Origin of the sequence: Streptomyces kurssanovii (genome assembly GCF_040677245.1) — a bacterium.
Lineage (GTDB): Bacteria > Actinomycetota > Actinomycetes > Streptomycetales > Streptomycetaceae > Streptomyces > Streptomyces kurssanovii.
Map to the genome: position 1 here is coordinate 21,975 of NZ_JBFAQK010000007.1, position 16,377 is coordinate 38,351.

The 16,377-nt window shown below is 70.0% G+C and carries 10 protein-coding genes; 6 read left to right on the forward strand and 4 right to left on the reverse strand.

Annotated elements, in window-relative coordinates; translation table 11 throughout:
- The first annotated feature begins 243 nt into the window (after nucleotides 1-243).
- The 4 genes from AB0K36_RS07920 to AB0K36_RS07935 are packed head-to-tail and all read left to right on the forward strand — an operon-like array spanning nucleotide 244 to nucleotide 3,845.
- Nucleotides 244-846, forward strand: coding sequence for a P-loop nucleotide/nucleoside kinase family protein (locus AB0K36_RS07920; protein ID WP_364589853.1), 603 nt, complete (start codon nucleotides 244-246; stop codon nucleotides 844-846).
- The gene (locus AB0K36_RS07925; RefSeq protein WP_364589856.1) at nucleotides 843-1,466 is read left to right on the forward strand and encodes a nucleoside/nucleotide kinase family protein; all 624 of its coding nucleotides are present in this window, start codon (nucleotides 843-845) and stop codon (nucleotides 1,464-1,466) included. Before AB0K36_RS07920 ends, AB0K36_RS07925 begins: the two co-directional genes overlap by 4 nt.
- 60 nt (nucleotides 1,467-1,526) lie before the next feature.
- The gene (locus AB0K36_RS07930) at nucleotides 1,527-2,987 is read left to right on the forward strand and encodes a hypothetical protein (protein ID WP_364589859.1); all 1,461 of its coding nucleotides are present in this window, start codon (nucleotides 1,527-1,529) and stop codon (nucleotides 2,985-2,987) included.
- Between the two features lie 33 nt (nucleotides 2,988-3,020).
- Nucleotides 3,021-3,845, forward strand: coding sequence for an SDR family NAD(P)-dependent oxidoreductase (locus tag AB0K36_RS07935; protein WP_364589862.1), 825 nt, complete (start codon nucleotides 3,021-3,023; stop codon nucleotides 3,843-3,845).
- A gap of 151 nt (nucleotides 3,846-3,996) precedes the next feature.
- Here the strand turns inward: AB0K36_RS07935 and AB0K36_RS07940 are convergent, their stop codons facing one another.
- The 3 genes from AB0K36_RS07940 to AB0K36_RS07950 form a co-directional block, all read right to left on the reverse strand.
- Nucleotides 3,997-4,155, reverse strand: coding sequence for a DUF397 domain-containing protein (locus AB0K36_RS07940; protein ID WP_364589864.1), 159 nt, complete (start codon nucleotides 4,153-4,155; stop codon nucleotides 3,997-3,999).
- Nucleotides 4,152-6,035, reverse strand: a complete 1,884-nt coding sequence (locus tag AB0K36_RS07945) for a DNA/RNA helicase domain-containing protein (RefSeq protein WP_364589867.1) — start codon at nucleotides 6,033-6,035, stop codon at nucleotides 4,152-4,154. Before AB0K36_RS07945 ends, AB0K36_RS07940 begins: the two co-directional genes overlap by 4 nt.
- 393 nt (nucleotides 6,036-6,428) lie before the next feature.
- Nucleotides 6,429-7,316: an NAD(P)-dependent oxidoreductase gene (locus tag AB0K36_RS07950; RefSeq protein WP_364589870.1), complete on the reverse strand. Its 888-nt coding sequence runs from the start codon at nucleotides 7,314-7,316 to the stop codon at nucleotides 6,429-6,431.
- Between the two features lie 49 nt (nucleotides 7,317-7,365).
- On the opposite strand from AB0K36_RS07950, the gene AB0K36_RS07955 reads away from it, so the two are divergent.
- Both AB0K36_RS07955 and AB0K36_RS07960 read left to right on the forward strand, forming a co-directional pair.
- Nucleotides 7,366-7,773: a MerR family transcriptional regulator gene (locus AB0K36_RS07955; protein ID WP_364589873.1), complete on the forward strand. Its 408-nt coding sequence runs from the start codon at nucleotides 7,366-7,368 to the stop codon at nucleotides 7,771-7,773.
- Nucleotides 7,774-8,241: 468 nt separating this feature from the next.
- Nucleotides 8,242-10,413, forward strand: coding sequence for a UvrD-helicase domain-containing protein (locus tag AB0K36_RS07960; RefSeq protein ID WP_364589876.1), 2,172 nt, complete (start codon nucleotides 8,242-8,244; stop codon nucleotides 10,411-10,413).
- A 49-nt stretch (nucleotides 10,414-10,462) separates the two neighbouring features.
- Here the strand turns inward: AB0K36_RS07960 and AB0K36_RS07965 are convergent, their stop codons facing one another.
- A complete protein-coding gene (locus AB0K36_RS07965; protein WP_364589879.1) occupies nucleotides 10,463-16,363 on the reverse strand; it encodes a PDDEXK-like endonuclease domain-containing protein in 5,901 nt (1,966 codons plus the stop codon).
- Between the last annotated feature and the right edge of the window lie 14 nt (nucleotides 16,364-16,377).

Genomic DNA, 16,377 nt, shown 5'->3' on the forward strand with positions numbered 1-16,377 from the left:
GGGAATCCCCAAGACCTGACCGGCCCGGGACCTCTGCTGTCAAGCCGGAGGGCCCCAGGACGCGAGGAGGCGCGCGGCCATGCGTCCCGCGGCGACCAAGGAGAAACGGACGACGCCCCTGCTGCCGCCAGACTCCGATCCGCCCGCCAACTCCCCCGCCATCACGGAATCTTGATCACTACGGCGCCGGCTGCCCCTTAAACTCAATGACAGGTTTTCAAGTCTTCCGGGGGGGCCGACGAAGTGACCACAGTGTTGGGTACAAGCACCATCACCCTTGCCCTCGTGGCGGGCTACGCCGGCTCCGGCAAGTCCGAGGCCGGGAAGATCCTGGCGTCCGCCACCGGGTGGGCGATGCTCGACAAGGACACGCTGAGCCGGCCGATGACCGAGCGGCTCCTCGAGGCCCTGGGCGGGGACCCGGACGACCGGCACAGCCCGATGTATCTCGAGCACGCCAGGCCACTGGAGTACGCCTGCCTCATGAAGTCCGTCTGGGAGAACCTCGAGTGCGGCATCTCCGTGGTGGCGGTGGCACCGTTCCTCGCCGAGAGTGCCGATGCCCAGTGGACGGCGCGCGTCGGGCGCAGGTGCGGGAGGATCGGGGCCCGATTCGAAACGCTTTGGGTGGACAGCGACTTGGAGTCCATGCGTGACCGGCTCATCTCACGCGACGCCTCGCGTGACACGTGGAAACTCACTCACTGGCCCGAGTACACGAGCGGCATCGACATCGAGCGCCGACCGGTGGTTCCCCACCACGTGATCGACAACCGGATCGGCGCCTCCCGCCCGCTGGCCGAGCAGGTCGAGTCCGTCGCGCAACGCCTTCTGGAGGACGCATGAGCGCGGTCGTCCTGTACGGGCCGCCCACCTCGGGCAAGGACACCGTGACGGCGGCTCTCCAGGCCGTCGACCCCCGCTTCCGGCTGGTGACGAAGCTGAAGCAGGGATCCGGACGGTCGACGGGCTACCGATTCGTGTCGTCCGAGGAGCTCGAATCGCTGCGCCACCAGAACCGGATCGTCGTGGAGACCCGGCGTTACGGCAACGTCTATGCCGTCGACCGCCGATCCCTGACGCAACCTCAGGAGCACGGTCTGGTCCCCGTCACGCACATCGGCAATGTCGCGGACATGCGCTCGCTGCTGAGCGGCGCGCCGACACAGTGGTTGCGCGTTCTGCTCTGGGTGCCGAGGGAGGTGTGCGAAACACGCTCACGGCGACGCGGGGACACCGACACGGCCAAGCGGCTCACCGCCTGGGACGAGACATCCCAGGACCTGCTCGCCTCCGATCTGCGGAATCTCTTCGACCTTGTCGTCCGCACGGACAGGTCGGACGCAGAACGCACAGCCAAGGACATCGCGGCAGCCGTGGACCGGCCACCGGCAGCCCTGGCCCCCGAGGACCTGCTCGCGACGCTCGGCCTCGAGCCCGGCTCACCCGCACGAGCCCACAGGTGACGTCGCACCGGCACGGGCAGGCCGCGGAACAGGACGACCACCGCCACACGCAGCAGGGGGATGCTCGTGGGAACCATCAGAACGCTCGAGGACCTGGCGAGAATCGGCCGGCAGAGAACCGTCGCCGACCGCAGCGTGCACCTTCGCCATGACGAGGTGACGACCGACCTCCTGCTGGACAGTGTGTCCGGCGACCGCATCTTCCTGGACCGGCTCAGCGTGGACGGGACGCTGACAGTGCGGTCGTGCCACATCGATGAACTGGTCATCGACCATGCCCAGGCGGACGCCGTACTGGTGGTCAACTCCCGTATCGGGCGCCTGACCGTCCGGAACGCTTCGATGGGCTGTGACGTCACGGTCACGGACACCGCATTGGACTTCTTGGCTCTCCACTCCTGCAGCGCCGTCCGACTGGAGCGGCTGCGCGTGGAGGAACTGGTACAGATCAACGCCCTCCGCGGGCCTGTCAGGATCAGCAACACCCGCCTTTCGGCACTGACGGTCCGCAGCCAGGTCACGGGCGGCCGCCTCGGTCGTCCACGCGTGGAGGTGCGTGGTCTGCGTGCCCGTGAGGACATCACCTTCGACGATCTGTGGCTGTCCGCCCTCGAACTCGACGGGGTCGACACCCCGGAACTCACCCTGCAACGCGTCCGTCTGGACCAACCGCTGCGGGCGAACGAGCTGCGTTGCAGCGAAACCGTGCGCCTCAACGGCCTGGTGATCCCGGCCGAGGACAGCACGATCACCAACAGCACCGTCCGCGGCCCGGTCGACGTCCACGGTCTGAAGACCGACGACGGCGGCGGCACCGACGCCGGTGGTACCACCGCCCGCCTCTCCCTGCACAACACGACGGTCATGTCCCTCACTTCGTCCTCCGAGACGTCGTCGGTGATCAGCCTGCACGGTTCCTCGGTGACCGGAACTCTCGGACTGCCCGTCGGTGCTTCCCGCTACAGCCTCGACGACTCCTCCAGCATCGGAGACATGGAGTTGGCCGGGCAGGTGTTCCGCGACGGGCGCCAGATCGTCTCGTTCCTGGAGCGTTCGTTCACCGAAGTGAGCGCCGTGGCCCTTGAGTCCGTCCGGTCCGCTCTGGTGAGGCGGAACCGTAATCGTGAGGTCGATCAGCTTTACTACCTCGCCAGACAGCGCGAGGCCCGGCTTCTGCCGCCGTTCCGTCGAGGCATCACGCGCGGCCTTCTCGGGGGCGTGCTCGGCTGGGGTGTGCGGGCGCGAAATCCGGCCCGCGTACTGGCCGCGGGCGTGCTGGTGACGGCGGTCGTGCTCCACCTGGCAGGCGCGTTACGCGAACCTGGGCAGGGGCTGGCGGACGTCACCCTCGCGGGGAAGTCGTTCGTGCTGGCCCTGGCATTGTGGCTGAACGTCGGCACCGGGATGCCCTCGGAGTTGAAGACCGCCGAATGGTCGGCGCTCGCCGTCTCCTTCACGGCCGCGGGGATGCTGTTCACCACGCTCATCGTCGGCATCGTCATCCGCAAACTGGTGCGTTGACGAGCTGGAGCAGCCGGATGGCAGAGTGACCTCATGGAAGAGAGCACAGCACCCGCCGTCTCCTACGGCCTGCGCGGGCGGACGTTCCTGGTGACCGGAGGCAGCCGCGGGCTCGGCTACGCGGTCACCCGGCTGCTCGCCGCGGAAGGGGCGTCGGTCGCGATCTGCGGCCGGGACAGCGAGGCTCTGGCCCGCGCGGCGTCCTCCGTCGAAGAGGACTTCGGTGGCACGGTCGTCACCGGATCCGTCGACGTGCTCGCACCGGACGAACTGGAGGACTTCACCGTCGAGTCAGCCGCCAGGCTCGGCGGCTTCGACGGCCTGGTCGCCAATATCGGCGGCAAACGCGGCGGCGGCCTCCTGGAATCGACACGGGAGGACTGGCAGGCGACCTGGGAGCTGAACGGGGGCCACGCGGTCCGGGCCGTACGGTCGGCGCTCGAGGCTTTCCGACCGGGCAGCTCCGTGGTACTCGTCTCTTCCATCTCCGGCTGGAAGCCACGGTTTCCCGCCCAGTACGGAGCGGCCAAGGCGTCGGAGATCTACCTCGCGGGTGCACTGTGCCAGGAACTGGCGCCCTACCGGGTGCGGGTGAACACCGTCAGCCCCGGCTCGATCCTCCTGCCGGGCAAGAGCTGGGACCGGCTCCGGCAGCGGGACCCGGAGGCCTATGCCGCGTACGCGGCCCGTAACCCCAACGGGCGGCTGCTGAATGCCGAGGAGGTGGCCCGCGTCATCGCGTTCCTCCTCTCCCCCGCCTCCGAGGCCGTCAACGGCGCCCACATCCCCGTGGACGGAGGACAGCCGCAGGCGGGGCTGGGGGCGGGACCGGCGGTGTCGGAGCGAACCGGTATGTGACGTCAGGGCCCTGGAGACCACGCACTTCCGGTGAACGTGGCACCGACCGTTCTGCGGAAACAGGCCGGCCAGGTCCTGGCCTTCCCTGCCCGTATGCCCTGCCACCTTCGATCCGCGCATCAGCACAGTAGCGGCCATGGTCGGCGGTCGATCAGAGCGTGGCAAATCCGATGAAACCGGCCCAAGCCGACGTCGTGACGGTGGACCGGGGCCCGTCCTTGTCCTTGGAGTCGCGGACGTGGAAGGCATCGGGCCGGTCTGCCACCTCCACGCAGTCGTCACGCTGTGAATCGGCACGGGACCCCGTCACACCGCCGCAACCTCCCGCTCCGCGCCCACCAACTCGCGCAGCTTCTCGCGCGTCTCCGGGTCGGTCGAGTACACGACCGTGCCGACCATGCCACGCGTCAGCAGCACCTTGTACGTGTTGCGGATCAGGCGGTCGACGTCGGCGTCCGACGTCGACCGGTTGAAGACGGGGTCCTTCGACGCCGCACGATCTGTGACCCACTTGTCGCCCCGCCAGACCAGGTCAGGGCCGATGATGACGCCCGACCAGTCGTACTCGAAGCCCTGCGCCGTGTAGACGCAGCCGACCTGACCGAAGCCGGCCGGGTCGGTGGCCCACAGCGCGGACGGGGGTGCTCCGGAGATGGCGCGCTCGCCGCGAAGGTTCCACGGGCGGGCCCAGTCACCGATGACGACGTCCGCGAGGAGCGGGTGGCCCGGCTTGGGCTCCTTCGACCAGGGCCAGCAGTAGCCGGCGGACATACGGGCGCCATAGCCCTGGGAGCGGCGCCCTTCGAGGAACGCCTCCATCTCCTCGGGGCTGTCGGCCACCATGAGCTGCATCCGGTCGTCCGGGTCCCAGGTCACCGGGCCGCCCGGCTGCAGGCCGAGGAGCCGTACGACCCACCGCAGGTAGGCATCGCTCCCCCCGCAGCGGAACTGGCTGTCGAGCGGTACGACGTGGCACTCGAGGCCCTTCTTCGCGGCGGCCGCCCTTATCTCGGCCACCGTGCCCATCTCGCCGGGCCGCACCACCTGGTGCTCGTCGAGAAGGAAGACGGGAACGCGCGCGACGTCGATGAGCTCCTCTATCTGCGGCCTCCCGGTGCGGTGGGCGGCGGGGGTGTAACGGTTGGCCGACGTCTCCCGGATGCGGTGGGCCTCGTCGCAGATGAGGACGTCGAGGGTGTTCTTCTCCGTCGTCATGAAGCTGTTGAAGTACTTGAAGAGTTCCTGCACCTCGCGCTTACGTGCCCCCGCGACCTTACGCATGGTCTTGGTGAACGACTGGGACCCCGTGGCGTGCAGTGCGGTGACGCCCTGGCGGTACAGCTCACCGAGCAGGGAGAGCGCGATGACGCTCTTGCCGGTCCCAGGGCCGCCGGTGACGATCACGACCTCCTTGTGGTCGGACCGCTTGGCCTTCCGGACGGCGCTGAGCACCATACGGTAGGCGACCTGCTGTTGATCGAGGAGGACGAACTGCTCACGTACGCGGACCTCTTCGGCTGCAACGGACATCAGCTGCTTGGACGGAACCGTCCTGCCGGTGAGAAGTTCGTCGGCGGCCCGCGCTCCCGAGTGCTTGGCGCTCAGCTTGGCGCGGAGGTGGTCGAGGAACTCTCCTCGGCGCTCGGCAGTGAACAACTGTCCATTGTCGTCGCGTTCGATCTCACGCAGGCCGCTCACGCCGAACTCGGTCGCGTTGTGGAGGAAGGCCACACCACTGACACGTCCCGGATGGTCGGAGACCGCGCCGTTGAAATTCACGAGGTACTCGCAGTATCGGCGTACCTGCTCGATGGGATTGAGAACGGGGTGCGCGTAGGCGTCGATGCGGCAGAGGGCGGGGTCGTCCTCGTCCGGCTCCGCTTGGCTCCACTGCTTGAGCTCGACCACGACGTAGGACGGCTCTCCGGTGACAGGGTGCACGCCGGCGATCACGGCATCCGCGCGCTTGCTGTTCAGCGGCAGGGCGTATTCGAGCATGACCTCGACATCCCCGAGACCCGCGTCGTTGAGGGCACTCGTGAGCGCGGGGATGCTCCGTTCCCAGGAGCGGACCTCGGAAGGGCCGGGGCGATAGCCATGCATGTGAAAGAACTGCTCGGTGAGGTGCAGGAACAGCGAACTGTCCAGTGCCGCGGCCGCGACCGACGTGGCTGACGCACGGAACAACAAGGACTTCCCCCAGGCAGCACGAAGTGACTCGTGCGGGTGGGGGCATGTCCTTCGTGATTCCACTGGAGTGGAGCGGAAGCCCGTCGGGCCGCGATGACGATGTGATCGAGAATACCTGTGCGACAGGTGGTGGGCGCGTCTTCGCCCGGAGCCGACGCCGTGAAGTGGGTGGCTTCGGGCAGGTTTCGGACGTGCGCCGCGCCCCCGCTCGCTCACTACCAAACAGTGGAGGGTTTGTCCGTCCGCCTCGCAGTACAGCCGGGTGCTGGTTCGAGGGACCGGCCCACCGCCCGCACGTCGGCAAGGCACAGCAGCGCTCCGCCGACGTGCGGGCAGGCCCAGGACAGCCCGCCACGCGCAACGCCGAGGCTGGAGGCCCGAGGACGGGACCGGTCAGGCGTCGCCGCTGGGCTTGGCGAACTCCTCGATCAGGACGGGATACTGCTCCCCGCCGTGCCCGGCGGCGATCGCACGGTCGGCCATCGCCTTGAACAGCCTCGGCAGTTCGGCGTTGACTCCCACCGCCTCGCTCTCCTCGATCAGGTGCGACATCGCCCGTGCGTCGGTCTCCAGCGCGGACACCTCGGCCGGGAAGGAGCCCCTGTCGATCTGCTCGGCATACCCCGGCAGCCATTCGGCCACCCCGGCGGCGATCTGCCGCGCGAACGGCGCATACGTCGCGGCGTCGACACCGGCCGTCCGCAGCATGGCCGTTCCCTGGAGCCAGGCGTTCAGGACGCTCCACATCATGGCCAGGCCGGCCACGTCGTACAGGGACGCCAGCCCGTGGTCCGCACCGAGGTACGTGACGGTGCCGAGGGCCTCGAGTGTCGACTTGTGCGCCTCGAAGTCCGACTGCGGACCGCTGTGCAGAATCACCGCCTCCGCGGTTCCGACGGCCGGCGGGACGGCCATGATGGCGCCGTCCAGGTAGCGTGCGCCTCGCTGTTCGGCCCACCGGGCGGCTTCCCGGGCCTGGGCCGAGTCGCCCGAGGTCAGGTTGATCAACGTCGTGCCGTGCAGCTCGACATCGCTTGCGCCGAGCAGTTCCCGCACGGCCTCGTAGTCGGTCACGCAGATGATCGCCAGGGATCCCGCCTTGATCGCCTCGCCGACCGTTGGCGCCAACCGCGCGCCGTCTGCCACCAACTGGTCGGCCTTGGCGGCCGTACGGTTCCACACGGTTGTGGGATGCCCGGCTTTCAGGAAGGCGCCGGCGAGTGCCTGGCCCATCAGTCCGAGTCCGATGACTGTCACAGGTGTGTCGGGTTCGTTGTTCATGGCAGCATCGTCAACGTTGATACCGGTGTGAAGGTCAAGCGAGGTTTCGATGCGGATCGGGGAACTGAGTAGCCGGACGGGCGTCAACGCCCACCAGTTGCGCTACTACGAGGCCCAGGGCCTGCTGGAGGCGGACCGCGGCTCGAACGGCTATCGCGATTACGAGGAGAGCGCCGTGCTGCGGGTCAAGCAGATCCGGCATCTGCTCGGTGCCGGGCTGTCATCCGAGGACATCGCGTATCTGCTGCCCTGTGCGGTCGGGGAGGCCCCGGAGCTGATCGGCTGCCCCGAGTTGCTGGCCGCGATGCGGTCACGGCTGCGGCGACTGGACGACCAGATGGCCACGCTCGCCCGGTCCCGCGACGTTCTCGCCGACTACATCGACGCGGCCGAGCGCATGGGCGGCGAGAGCTACCCGCCCCTTGACGAGGCCGACTTGCAGCCCGTCTCCGCCTGAACGGGCGGGGTGCTCAGTCCTGCAGGCCGTCCGCCGCCTCGCGATGCCGGTCCGAGCGCCCGGCGGAGTGAGGACGTCCGTGCGTTCGGGGCCGCGCGTCCAGTGCCGCAGATGCAGTCCCGGGACGGACGCGAAAGCCTCAGCCGGTTCCCTGCCTGAGAGGAGGCCCCAGCGTCGGCCAGTGTCTCGAACCAAGGCCGCTGCTTCGGTGGCAACCTCGAACCTGTGCCTGCTCACGGCAGCAGACCGACCGGCGTGAGCCTACGGGCCGGACCGGCATGCGGTGGGGTCTTTCGTACCGGGCCTGACAGAGTGGGCGGCCGGCACACAACTGTAGAACCAAGGTGTCCCGTTGACTGAGTTCACGCAATACCTGAGGTGCGCCGTCGCCACTGCCGGCCGGAGTCTCTACGCTGATCCTGACCGCTCAGCACCGACCACCGGCCGACACGCGACCCGAGGACGCCCATGCCCCGACTCGCCCTCTCCGACGACTTCGTCGCGGACCTGATCTCGCTGCAGAGACCCGTGCAGAAGGAGGTCGGCGACGCGATCCAGATGTTCCGGAGCCTGACCGTCCCCCAGCTCCATGCCAGCAAAGGGATGCACCTGGAGAAGCTGGAGCGGTCGCGTGACCCCCGGATCCGCACGATCCGCGTCACCAGGTCCTACCGCGGCGTACTACTGGCCCCGGACGACGGCAGCGATCTGTTCACACTGCTACGGGTTGCCCCGCACGACGAGGCGATCAACTGGGCGTGCAAACGCGCCTACTCCGTGAACGGCGCGACCGGGGGCCTCGAGGTCCGCAACGTCGAGGCCCTCGAGCAGATGGAGACGTACTTCGAAACGAAGGCCGTCGCCGCCCCCGCCCGCCTCTTCGAGCAGCACTCCGACACCGTCCTGCGCGACCTCGGCATCGACGACCAGGTGTTGCGACTGGCCCGGGTCTGCGTCACCGCCGACGACCTGGCGGTCATGGCGCCGCCGATGATGCCCGCCGATCAGTACGAGGTGCTCGAGTACCTGTCGGCGGGCTGTTCGGCGGAGGACGTGTGGGAGCAGCTGATCGCGTCACGTGGGCAGACCGTCCGCACCGCCGAGGACCGGCCCTCGGTCAGTCTCACCGAGGCGATCCTCAACACCTCCGACCGGATCGTGGAGGTCAGCGGCCCAGGGGAGCTGGAGCGCATCCTCACAGAGGACTTCACGCGCTGGCGGGTCTTCCTCCACCCCGCCCAGCGGCGCTACGCCTACCACCCCGGATTCAACGGCCCCGCCCAGGTGACGGGAGGCCCCGGCACCGGCAAGACCGTCGTCGCCCTGCACCGCGTACGGCACCTGCTGCGCACCGGCCGCAAGGACGACCGGATACTGCTGACCACGTTCACCAACGCGATGGCAGCGGCGCTCCGCGACAGCCTCGCGCTGCTGCTGGGCGAGGCGGACGCCCACCTCCTCGAACGCGTGGAGGTGACCACCGTCGACTCCCTTGCCGCACGGGTCGTCCGTGAGGCGCGCGGCAGCGCGCCCAGGCCACTGTCGGCAGCGTCGGAGAAAGGCGCCTGGACCCGTGCCGCGGCCCGTGAGGACCTGCCGTGGTCCGAGCAGTTCCTGGCCCAGGAGTTCCGCAACGTGGTGCTCGCACAGGGTCTGCGGACACCGGAGGACTACCTGCGCTGTGTACGGCGCGGGCGAGGCACGCAGGTCGGCCGGGTGCAACGGGCCCGGCTGTGGCGGGTCATGGAGCGGTTCACCACGGATCTGGCCTCGCGTGACTCTGCCACGTACACCCAGCTGTGCGACCAGGCGGCGCGCATCCTGGCCGACAGCGGCCCGCGCTACCGCCATGTGGTCGTGGACGAGGCGCAGGATCTGCACCCGGCGCAGTGGCGTGTGCTGCGGGCGTGCGTGGCGCCCCAGGCCGACGACATGTTCCTGGTCGGCGACCCCCACCAGCGCATCTACGACTCACGGGTCTCCCTGCGCTCGCTGGGGGTCCACGTCCGCGGGCGCACGTCGCGGCTACGGCTGAACTACCGCAGCACGGAGGAGATCCTGCGCTGGTCGTCCGCCTTGCTCGACGGACAGCAGGTCGGCCGGCTCGGCGAGGACGACGATGACGACGGCGGCCGGGACTCCCTGCGCGGCTACCGTTCCGAGCTGCACGGCCGCGTCCCGGCGGCCCGCGGGCACACCACCCAGGACAAGGAGCTCTCCGCCCTCGTGGAGCAGATCCGGACCTGGAGCGAGCAGGACGGTGTCAAGCTGTCGGAGATCGCGGTGTGTGCCCGCTTCAACACACTCGTCGACGCGGTGATCGCACGGCTGCGGCGGGAGGGTACAGCTGCTGTCGCGGTCAAGGACGACCCGGGGCCCGGGACGTCAGGCGTGCGGGTGGCGACGATGCACGCGATGAAGGGCCTGGAGTTCCGCTGCGTCGCCGTGGTCGGAGTGACGTCGGCCGTGCTGCCGTTCGCGCCCCAGGTGACACCGGCAGAGGTGGATCCGGTGCAGCACCAGCAGGATCTGCTGGCGGAGCACTGCCTGCTGTTCGTGGCCTGCACTCGGGCCCGTGACGCGCTGGCGATCTCGTGGAGCGGGCAGCGGAGCCCGATGCTGGACCCGGTCGCGGATTGAGCCGAGCCGGCCGCCCACCCTCTTCGGAGGGTGGGCGGCCGGGGCACTCTCAGGCCCTGATGTCGCGGACGACGACCCGGTGCGCCTTGTCCCCGGAGACGTAGGACAGCTCGCGTCCGGCTCGCTGCCACATCAAGGCGTGTCCCAGCGGCGAGGACGGAGAGACGATTTCCGCGCCGTCCGCGGGCAGTTCGGCCACCGTGTACAGAGTGTCGTGGTCGACCTCGCCGTCGAACTCCAGCATGAGGAGCGCGCCCGGAACGACGACCTGTGGGGCTGTCGCGCCGTCGACGGCGACGGCGTCGATGAAGGAGCGCAGGAACGCCAGCCGCTTGGCGCGGCGCTCCCGCTGATCGGCCTGCGTCCTGCGCAGGAAGACAAGCTTGGCGGCGTCCAGTCCTTCCGGTGTCTCGTCGGGCGCCTCGACCGCGAGCTGCAGCTCCCGCATCTCGCCGAGCACCCGCTGGAAGACGGCGGCCGGGACCTCCCGTACGGGGAAGGAACCAGAGGAGCTTCGGGGTGCGCGTCGACTCGCGCGGCCCGTCTCCGTGCCCGCTCCCCCACCAGCAGTCCTCTTACTCGTGACCGCCGCATGTGGTGTGGCAGCGCGTGCGGGGACACGGGTCGCGGGAGTGGCCGGGGACGCGGGTGCCGTCGGTGCGGGCGGAAGCGTCGCCGGCTCGTCCGCCGTCCGCGGAGACTCGGCCGGCTCCGGGGGCACCGATACGGGTGCTGCGGTCGTCTCAGGCTGTCGGCCAGTGGTACCGACCGCCTGCCGAGGCAGGTCGACATGCCCGTACGGCTCGTCCGGGCCGGGCAGTACATCCCGGTCGGGCAGCACATCCGTCGCGCTCGCGCCGCCGGTGTCCGTCAGGCCGTCCGATCCGGCGGGGTCCCCCTCCTCCGACGGCTGCACGCGCGTCACCGGTTCGATTCCCAGCCGCTCGAGCTCCGCCCACAGCGGCGCGAGCGCCTGCTCCCGGTCCAGGTGGAAGCGGCTGCCGCGGATACGGACGAACGTCCAGTCGACCCGCTCCAGGTCCCGCTGGCGCGCAGCTGCCGTGGAGGCGTCCTCCCCTTCGGCGAACGAGTCACCGTCACACGCCACGGCGAGCCGCCGGGTGCCGCCCTCCACGACGAGGTCGATGGCGTGACGGCCGACCCGGTAGCCGGGCCGGACACGGTAGTCGCGTGCGGTCAGCTCCAGGTGGACCTGCTGTTGGAAGAGGCTGTCGAACGCCTCGTGCCGCACGTCCGGCAGCACCTCGCCCTCGACGGCCGCCGTCTCCTCCTCGGCGGGCCGGCTCAGGTGGTCCAGCCAACGGCGTCGCAGGTCGTTCTCGTGGAACTGTTCGGGGCGTGCGCTGTGGAACACCCACACCTGGTCCTTTGCACGGGAGGCGGCGACATTGAGCCGCTGCTCGTACGTCTTGCCGGTGAAGCCGCCGGGTACGGTCCCTGCGGCCGTGGTGGCCGAGTTGACGCACGAGACGAACATGACGTGGCGTTCGTCGCCCTGGAAGTCTTCGGCGTCGCCGACGCGGATGCGCCGCTCCTCACGCTGCTCGTAGTCGAGGCGCTCGGCGAGGAGGTTCTCCAGTTCGGCCAGGTGCCCCTTGCTGCCGCGCAGGCTGATGACGCCCATCGTCCTGCCGTCGTACGCCGGGTCGGCGCAGCAGCGCACCAGCGCCGTGACGAGTGCCTCCGCCTCAGCCGTGTTGACCAGCCGCGTGTTGGTTCCGAGCGCCTCGCCGTCCTCGACGTACACGGTGCGTACGGGTGGGAGGCGGTCGGCGCCGTACTGACGCAGGGGCTGGAGCCGACCGCTGTAGCAGAGTTCGTTGGAGAAGGAGATGATCTCCGGCATGCACCGGAAGTGCTCCTTGAGCATGAGTGTGCCGCGGCCTGCGGAGAGGGCCTCGGTGAGGTCGAAGAAGCTGGACTCCGGACCGAAGAGGCTGCGGACGTCCGGCTCCAGGCCGGTCAGGAGCCGGTCGCGGAGGTGGAAGTACTCGTCCTGCTTGAGGCCGACGTTGGACGGGCTGACCTGCTTGCTGTCGCCGACGACGACCATGCGGTCGGCGAGCCAGCTCAGCAGCATGGCCTCCAGGCCGGACTGGCTGGCCTCGTCGACGATCACGACGTCGAAGATGCCGGGCTGGTCCATGGGCACGGTCTCCGCGACCTGGTGCAGCGGCATGATCCACGCGGGGACGGCGGTCTGTGCCTTGCGCAGCGCGGCCTGTGCGTCGCGCCGGTAGCGGTGCTGGTACTTGCCTTTGATGCGCCGGGCGGCCTGCTGGTAGGCGCTGAGCGCACGGGACTGGTCGCCGGTGAGCAGCCCGAGGCACCGGTGCCATGCGCGCGCCGCGGCGAGCCGGGCGAGCATGATCCGGGCCTCGTCGTCGGCCTCGGTGAGCCGCTTGCGCAGGGTCCGCTCGGCGTCCGGATCGGTGAGCCGCTCCATGCGCTCGCGCCACGCCGTCCATGCCCATGCCTGGGCGAGGACGGGCAGCCGCTCGTCCCAGAGCCGGTCGCCGGCGGATTCGGTGATCCGCTCGGCGAGCGACGGGAAGGCGTCCCGGACCCGGGTCAGTGCCTCATGGTGCTCCACCCGCAGGGCGGCCGCTTCGCGGACCTCGGCGATCTCCTGGCTGAACTCGCGGTAGCCGTCGGTGTTACGGGCCACTACGGCGTCGAGCGCGCGGACCACGGCTGAGGACACACCCGGCCGGTCGGTCCAGGCGCGCAGCATTTCCTGCGCGCCGGAGATGAGCCGACGCGACTGTTCGGCGGCGCGCAACGTGGTCGCCGCGCGCAGCAGGGCCCGGACGGCGTTCTCGACGGCCTGGTCGTGCCAAGCGGCGACGGTCAGTTCCGGGGAGGTCGCGGCAGCGGTGAGAACGGCGGTGCGAGCGGCCCCGACCGCGAGGAGTGCCTCGAGTGCCTCGGCCTCCTGCCGCAGCCGGGCCAGGCGCGGCCCGTGCCCCTGCCAGGGTCCGGAAGGTGTGCCCCAATCGGACTCGACCTGGGCCAGCCGCAGTTCGAGCTGCACTCGGGCCAGGACCAGGGCAGCCGTCTCCGCGTCCTCCGGCGCCCGTCCGTCGACCCGTACGGCTTCGGCGAACGGCCCGACGGCCTTGGCGAGCTTGGAGCGTATGCCGAGCGGGCCGCGCAGCTTCTGCCCCTGCCGCAGTCCGTCGTGCAGAGCCGTGGCCTGACCGAGCGCCGTGGCCGGGTCGTACTGCTCCAGTCCGCTGACCATGGCCCGGCCGAGTACGGCGATCGAGGCATCCGCGGCCGCGAGGGCTTCTGTGACGGCGGCGTGGCGGCTCCGGGTCTGCCAGTCCTGACCGGCGCCGACCTCGCGGAGCAGCGCTAGGGCCCACTCTCCGGCGGCGGCGGCCAGGGATCCGGCGCGCACGCGGGCGGCGGCGAAGGCGTCGAGCGCGGTCGACAGGCGCTCCCGCCCGCCCTCGGCGAGGGTGCGTACCGCCGTGTCGTACTGGCGGCTGAGCGGATCCTCCCGGACTGCCTCGTGGGCTTCCTCGGCGGAGCGTACGACGCGGACAGCCTCCTCGAACTCACCGGGGCCGGGCAGTTCGGCGGGGCCGGGCACCTCCGCGGCGAGCGCCTGGTGGTGCGGGGTGTACACGCGCGTGGCGCGCAGCAGGCGCAGCGCGTCCTCGGCGTCCAGAGCGGGCTGCTCCTGCGGTACGGGACCGAGCCAGTCGTACGTGTCCTTCTCCGCGGCGAGGCGTCCGGCGATCTCCTGAAGGCTTCCGCTGTAGTCACCGATCTCGGCGTCGAAGCGGTGGGTCTCTTGTTCGCGCAGCGCGGCGAGGTCGCGCAGCAGGGTGCTCTGTGCGGTGCGGGCGGCTGTGAGCCGGTTCTGCAGCGTCCGGATCTCGCGCTGTGACGCCTTCTCGTCGTAACCGGCGTACTCGCTCAGGATCTTCTGGACCGATGCCTCGAGCTCGCGCTGTGCCGCCGCGCCGTCCTCGGTGCGGCTCACGCACAGGTCGCGTACGGACTCGGGCAGCTTGTCCCGCAGCACGCGCAGGGCTCGCGGTGTGTGGCTGGTGATGAGAACGCGCTTGCCCTGCGCGAGCAGGTCGGTGACGAGATTGGCGATGGTGTGTGTCTTGCCGGTTCCGGGCGGCCCCTGTACGACGACGAGCCGGTTGGCGCGCAGGCGTTCGGCTATGGTGCGCTGTTCCTCGTTCGCGGGCAGCGCGAAGTACATCTCGCCGGTGTCCGCCTGGCTGCCGTCGTTCTCGGCGGCGGCCAGGTCGCTCGCGGTCAGAGCGCCGTCGCGGCCGGCGATGTAGCCGAGCAGTTCGGTGGGCGGCGTGCCGGCGTCGATCTGCCGGGCGATGGACTTGAGGGCGTCCAGCGTGGAGCGGCGGTCGCGTTCGCGCAGTACGAGCGCGGGGGCGAGCCCGACCTGGGGCACGTCCAGGCTGCGCGGCTTGGCGCGCTCGATCGTGGGCAGGTAGCTCCCTGCGGAGTGGGCGGCGTTGGTCCAGCTGCGCAGGGCCGTGTGCAGGGCCTCGAGGTGTTCGGGACCGGTCGCGTCCGAGGCGCTCTCAAGTACGTCGACGATGCCCTCGCGTACGGCCCCGGGGACGTGCTGTGCCCCGTCGAGCATGCCTTCCTCGAGCTCCATGCCCACGCCTGTCGGGTCCGGGGCGGCAGTGAGCGTGCCGGTGGACGGGTCCAGCTGCAGGGTCGCCCGGTGGGTGACCAGGTGCCGTTCCACGCGCTGGCCCCCGGTCGTCTGCCAGGTCAGCCGGCCGAGTCCGAGGACGAGTTCGTAAGCCTCGCCCAGGTTCGCGGCGTCCTCGTGCATCTTGTGGAGCCGGTCGTACAGCCGGACCAGCGGGTCGATCGCCCTCCGCTGTTCCGCCCAGACCAGCCATTCCTGTTCCCAGGCGGCGTACAGCTTCTCGATCTTTTCCCGCTTCGGGTGCTCGTCGAGCTCGTGGTACGTCTTCTCCAGCGGGATGCCGGTCGACCAATCGGGGAAGTCGGGCTCGATACGTCGCCTCAGGTGCGGGGCGCGGGTCTGCTTGAAGTCACGGATGCGGTTCTCGTCGATCCAGGGCGCGAGCAGTTGCTTCGGCTGCGGTGCGTCCTCACGCGCGGGCCGTTCGACCCGCAGCCAGGAGGGTTCGTCAGCAGCGACCACCCCGTCGAGCATCACCGCGACGGTGGGGTCGTCGGGAAGCTCGTCGAACCACACAGCACCCGCGGCCCCGTCGAGAGTGCGCACGGGTCGCGACTTGGACTCCTCGGCCTCGGCGAGGAAGCGGAAGATCTGCCGGACGCGGGTGGCGTCCGTCGCGTCGCCGGACGGGTCCCGCGGCCGTGCCGGGGCGATGACGTGGTCGCCCGACATGTCGGGTTCCGCGCCCGTGAACAGGGACCGCTGCTCGTCACCGAACAGGACCGCCTGGTCCGGCAGGGGCGCCGGAGCGGTGCGGGCTGCCGGCACACGCGGGTCGAGGGCATCCGCACCGGCCATGGAGCCGGCGGTGGTGAAGGTGACGCTCTCGCGCTCGTGCCCGGACCCGAACCGGACCTCGATGTCCAGGTCGTCCGTCGTGCCGGCCGGGATGCTGTACGCCCACGTCGCCGAAGTCCTGCGTCCGGTCCGGAGGGTCCCGTCCAGTTCGTCGTCGAGTACGTCGCTCCGGTAGTCGTGCACTTGGCGGCCTGTCTTGCCGTAAGGCCCGCAGCGGACCAACAGGCTGATGCCGTTGACGTCGAGGGGCTGTCCGGTGCCGTTGCTCAGGAACAAGGTGCACCGGATCACGTCGTCGCCGTGCCGGACCCCGTGCGAATCGTCCGGGTCCACCAGTTCGTACGGCATGACGTCGGCGACCCGGACGTGCAGCCCGTCCCCGTAGTGGTGCTCGGTACCGACCGGCCGAATACCGTCGCTCACGTTCTCGCCCTGGC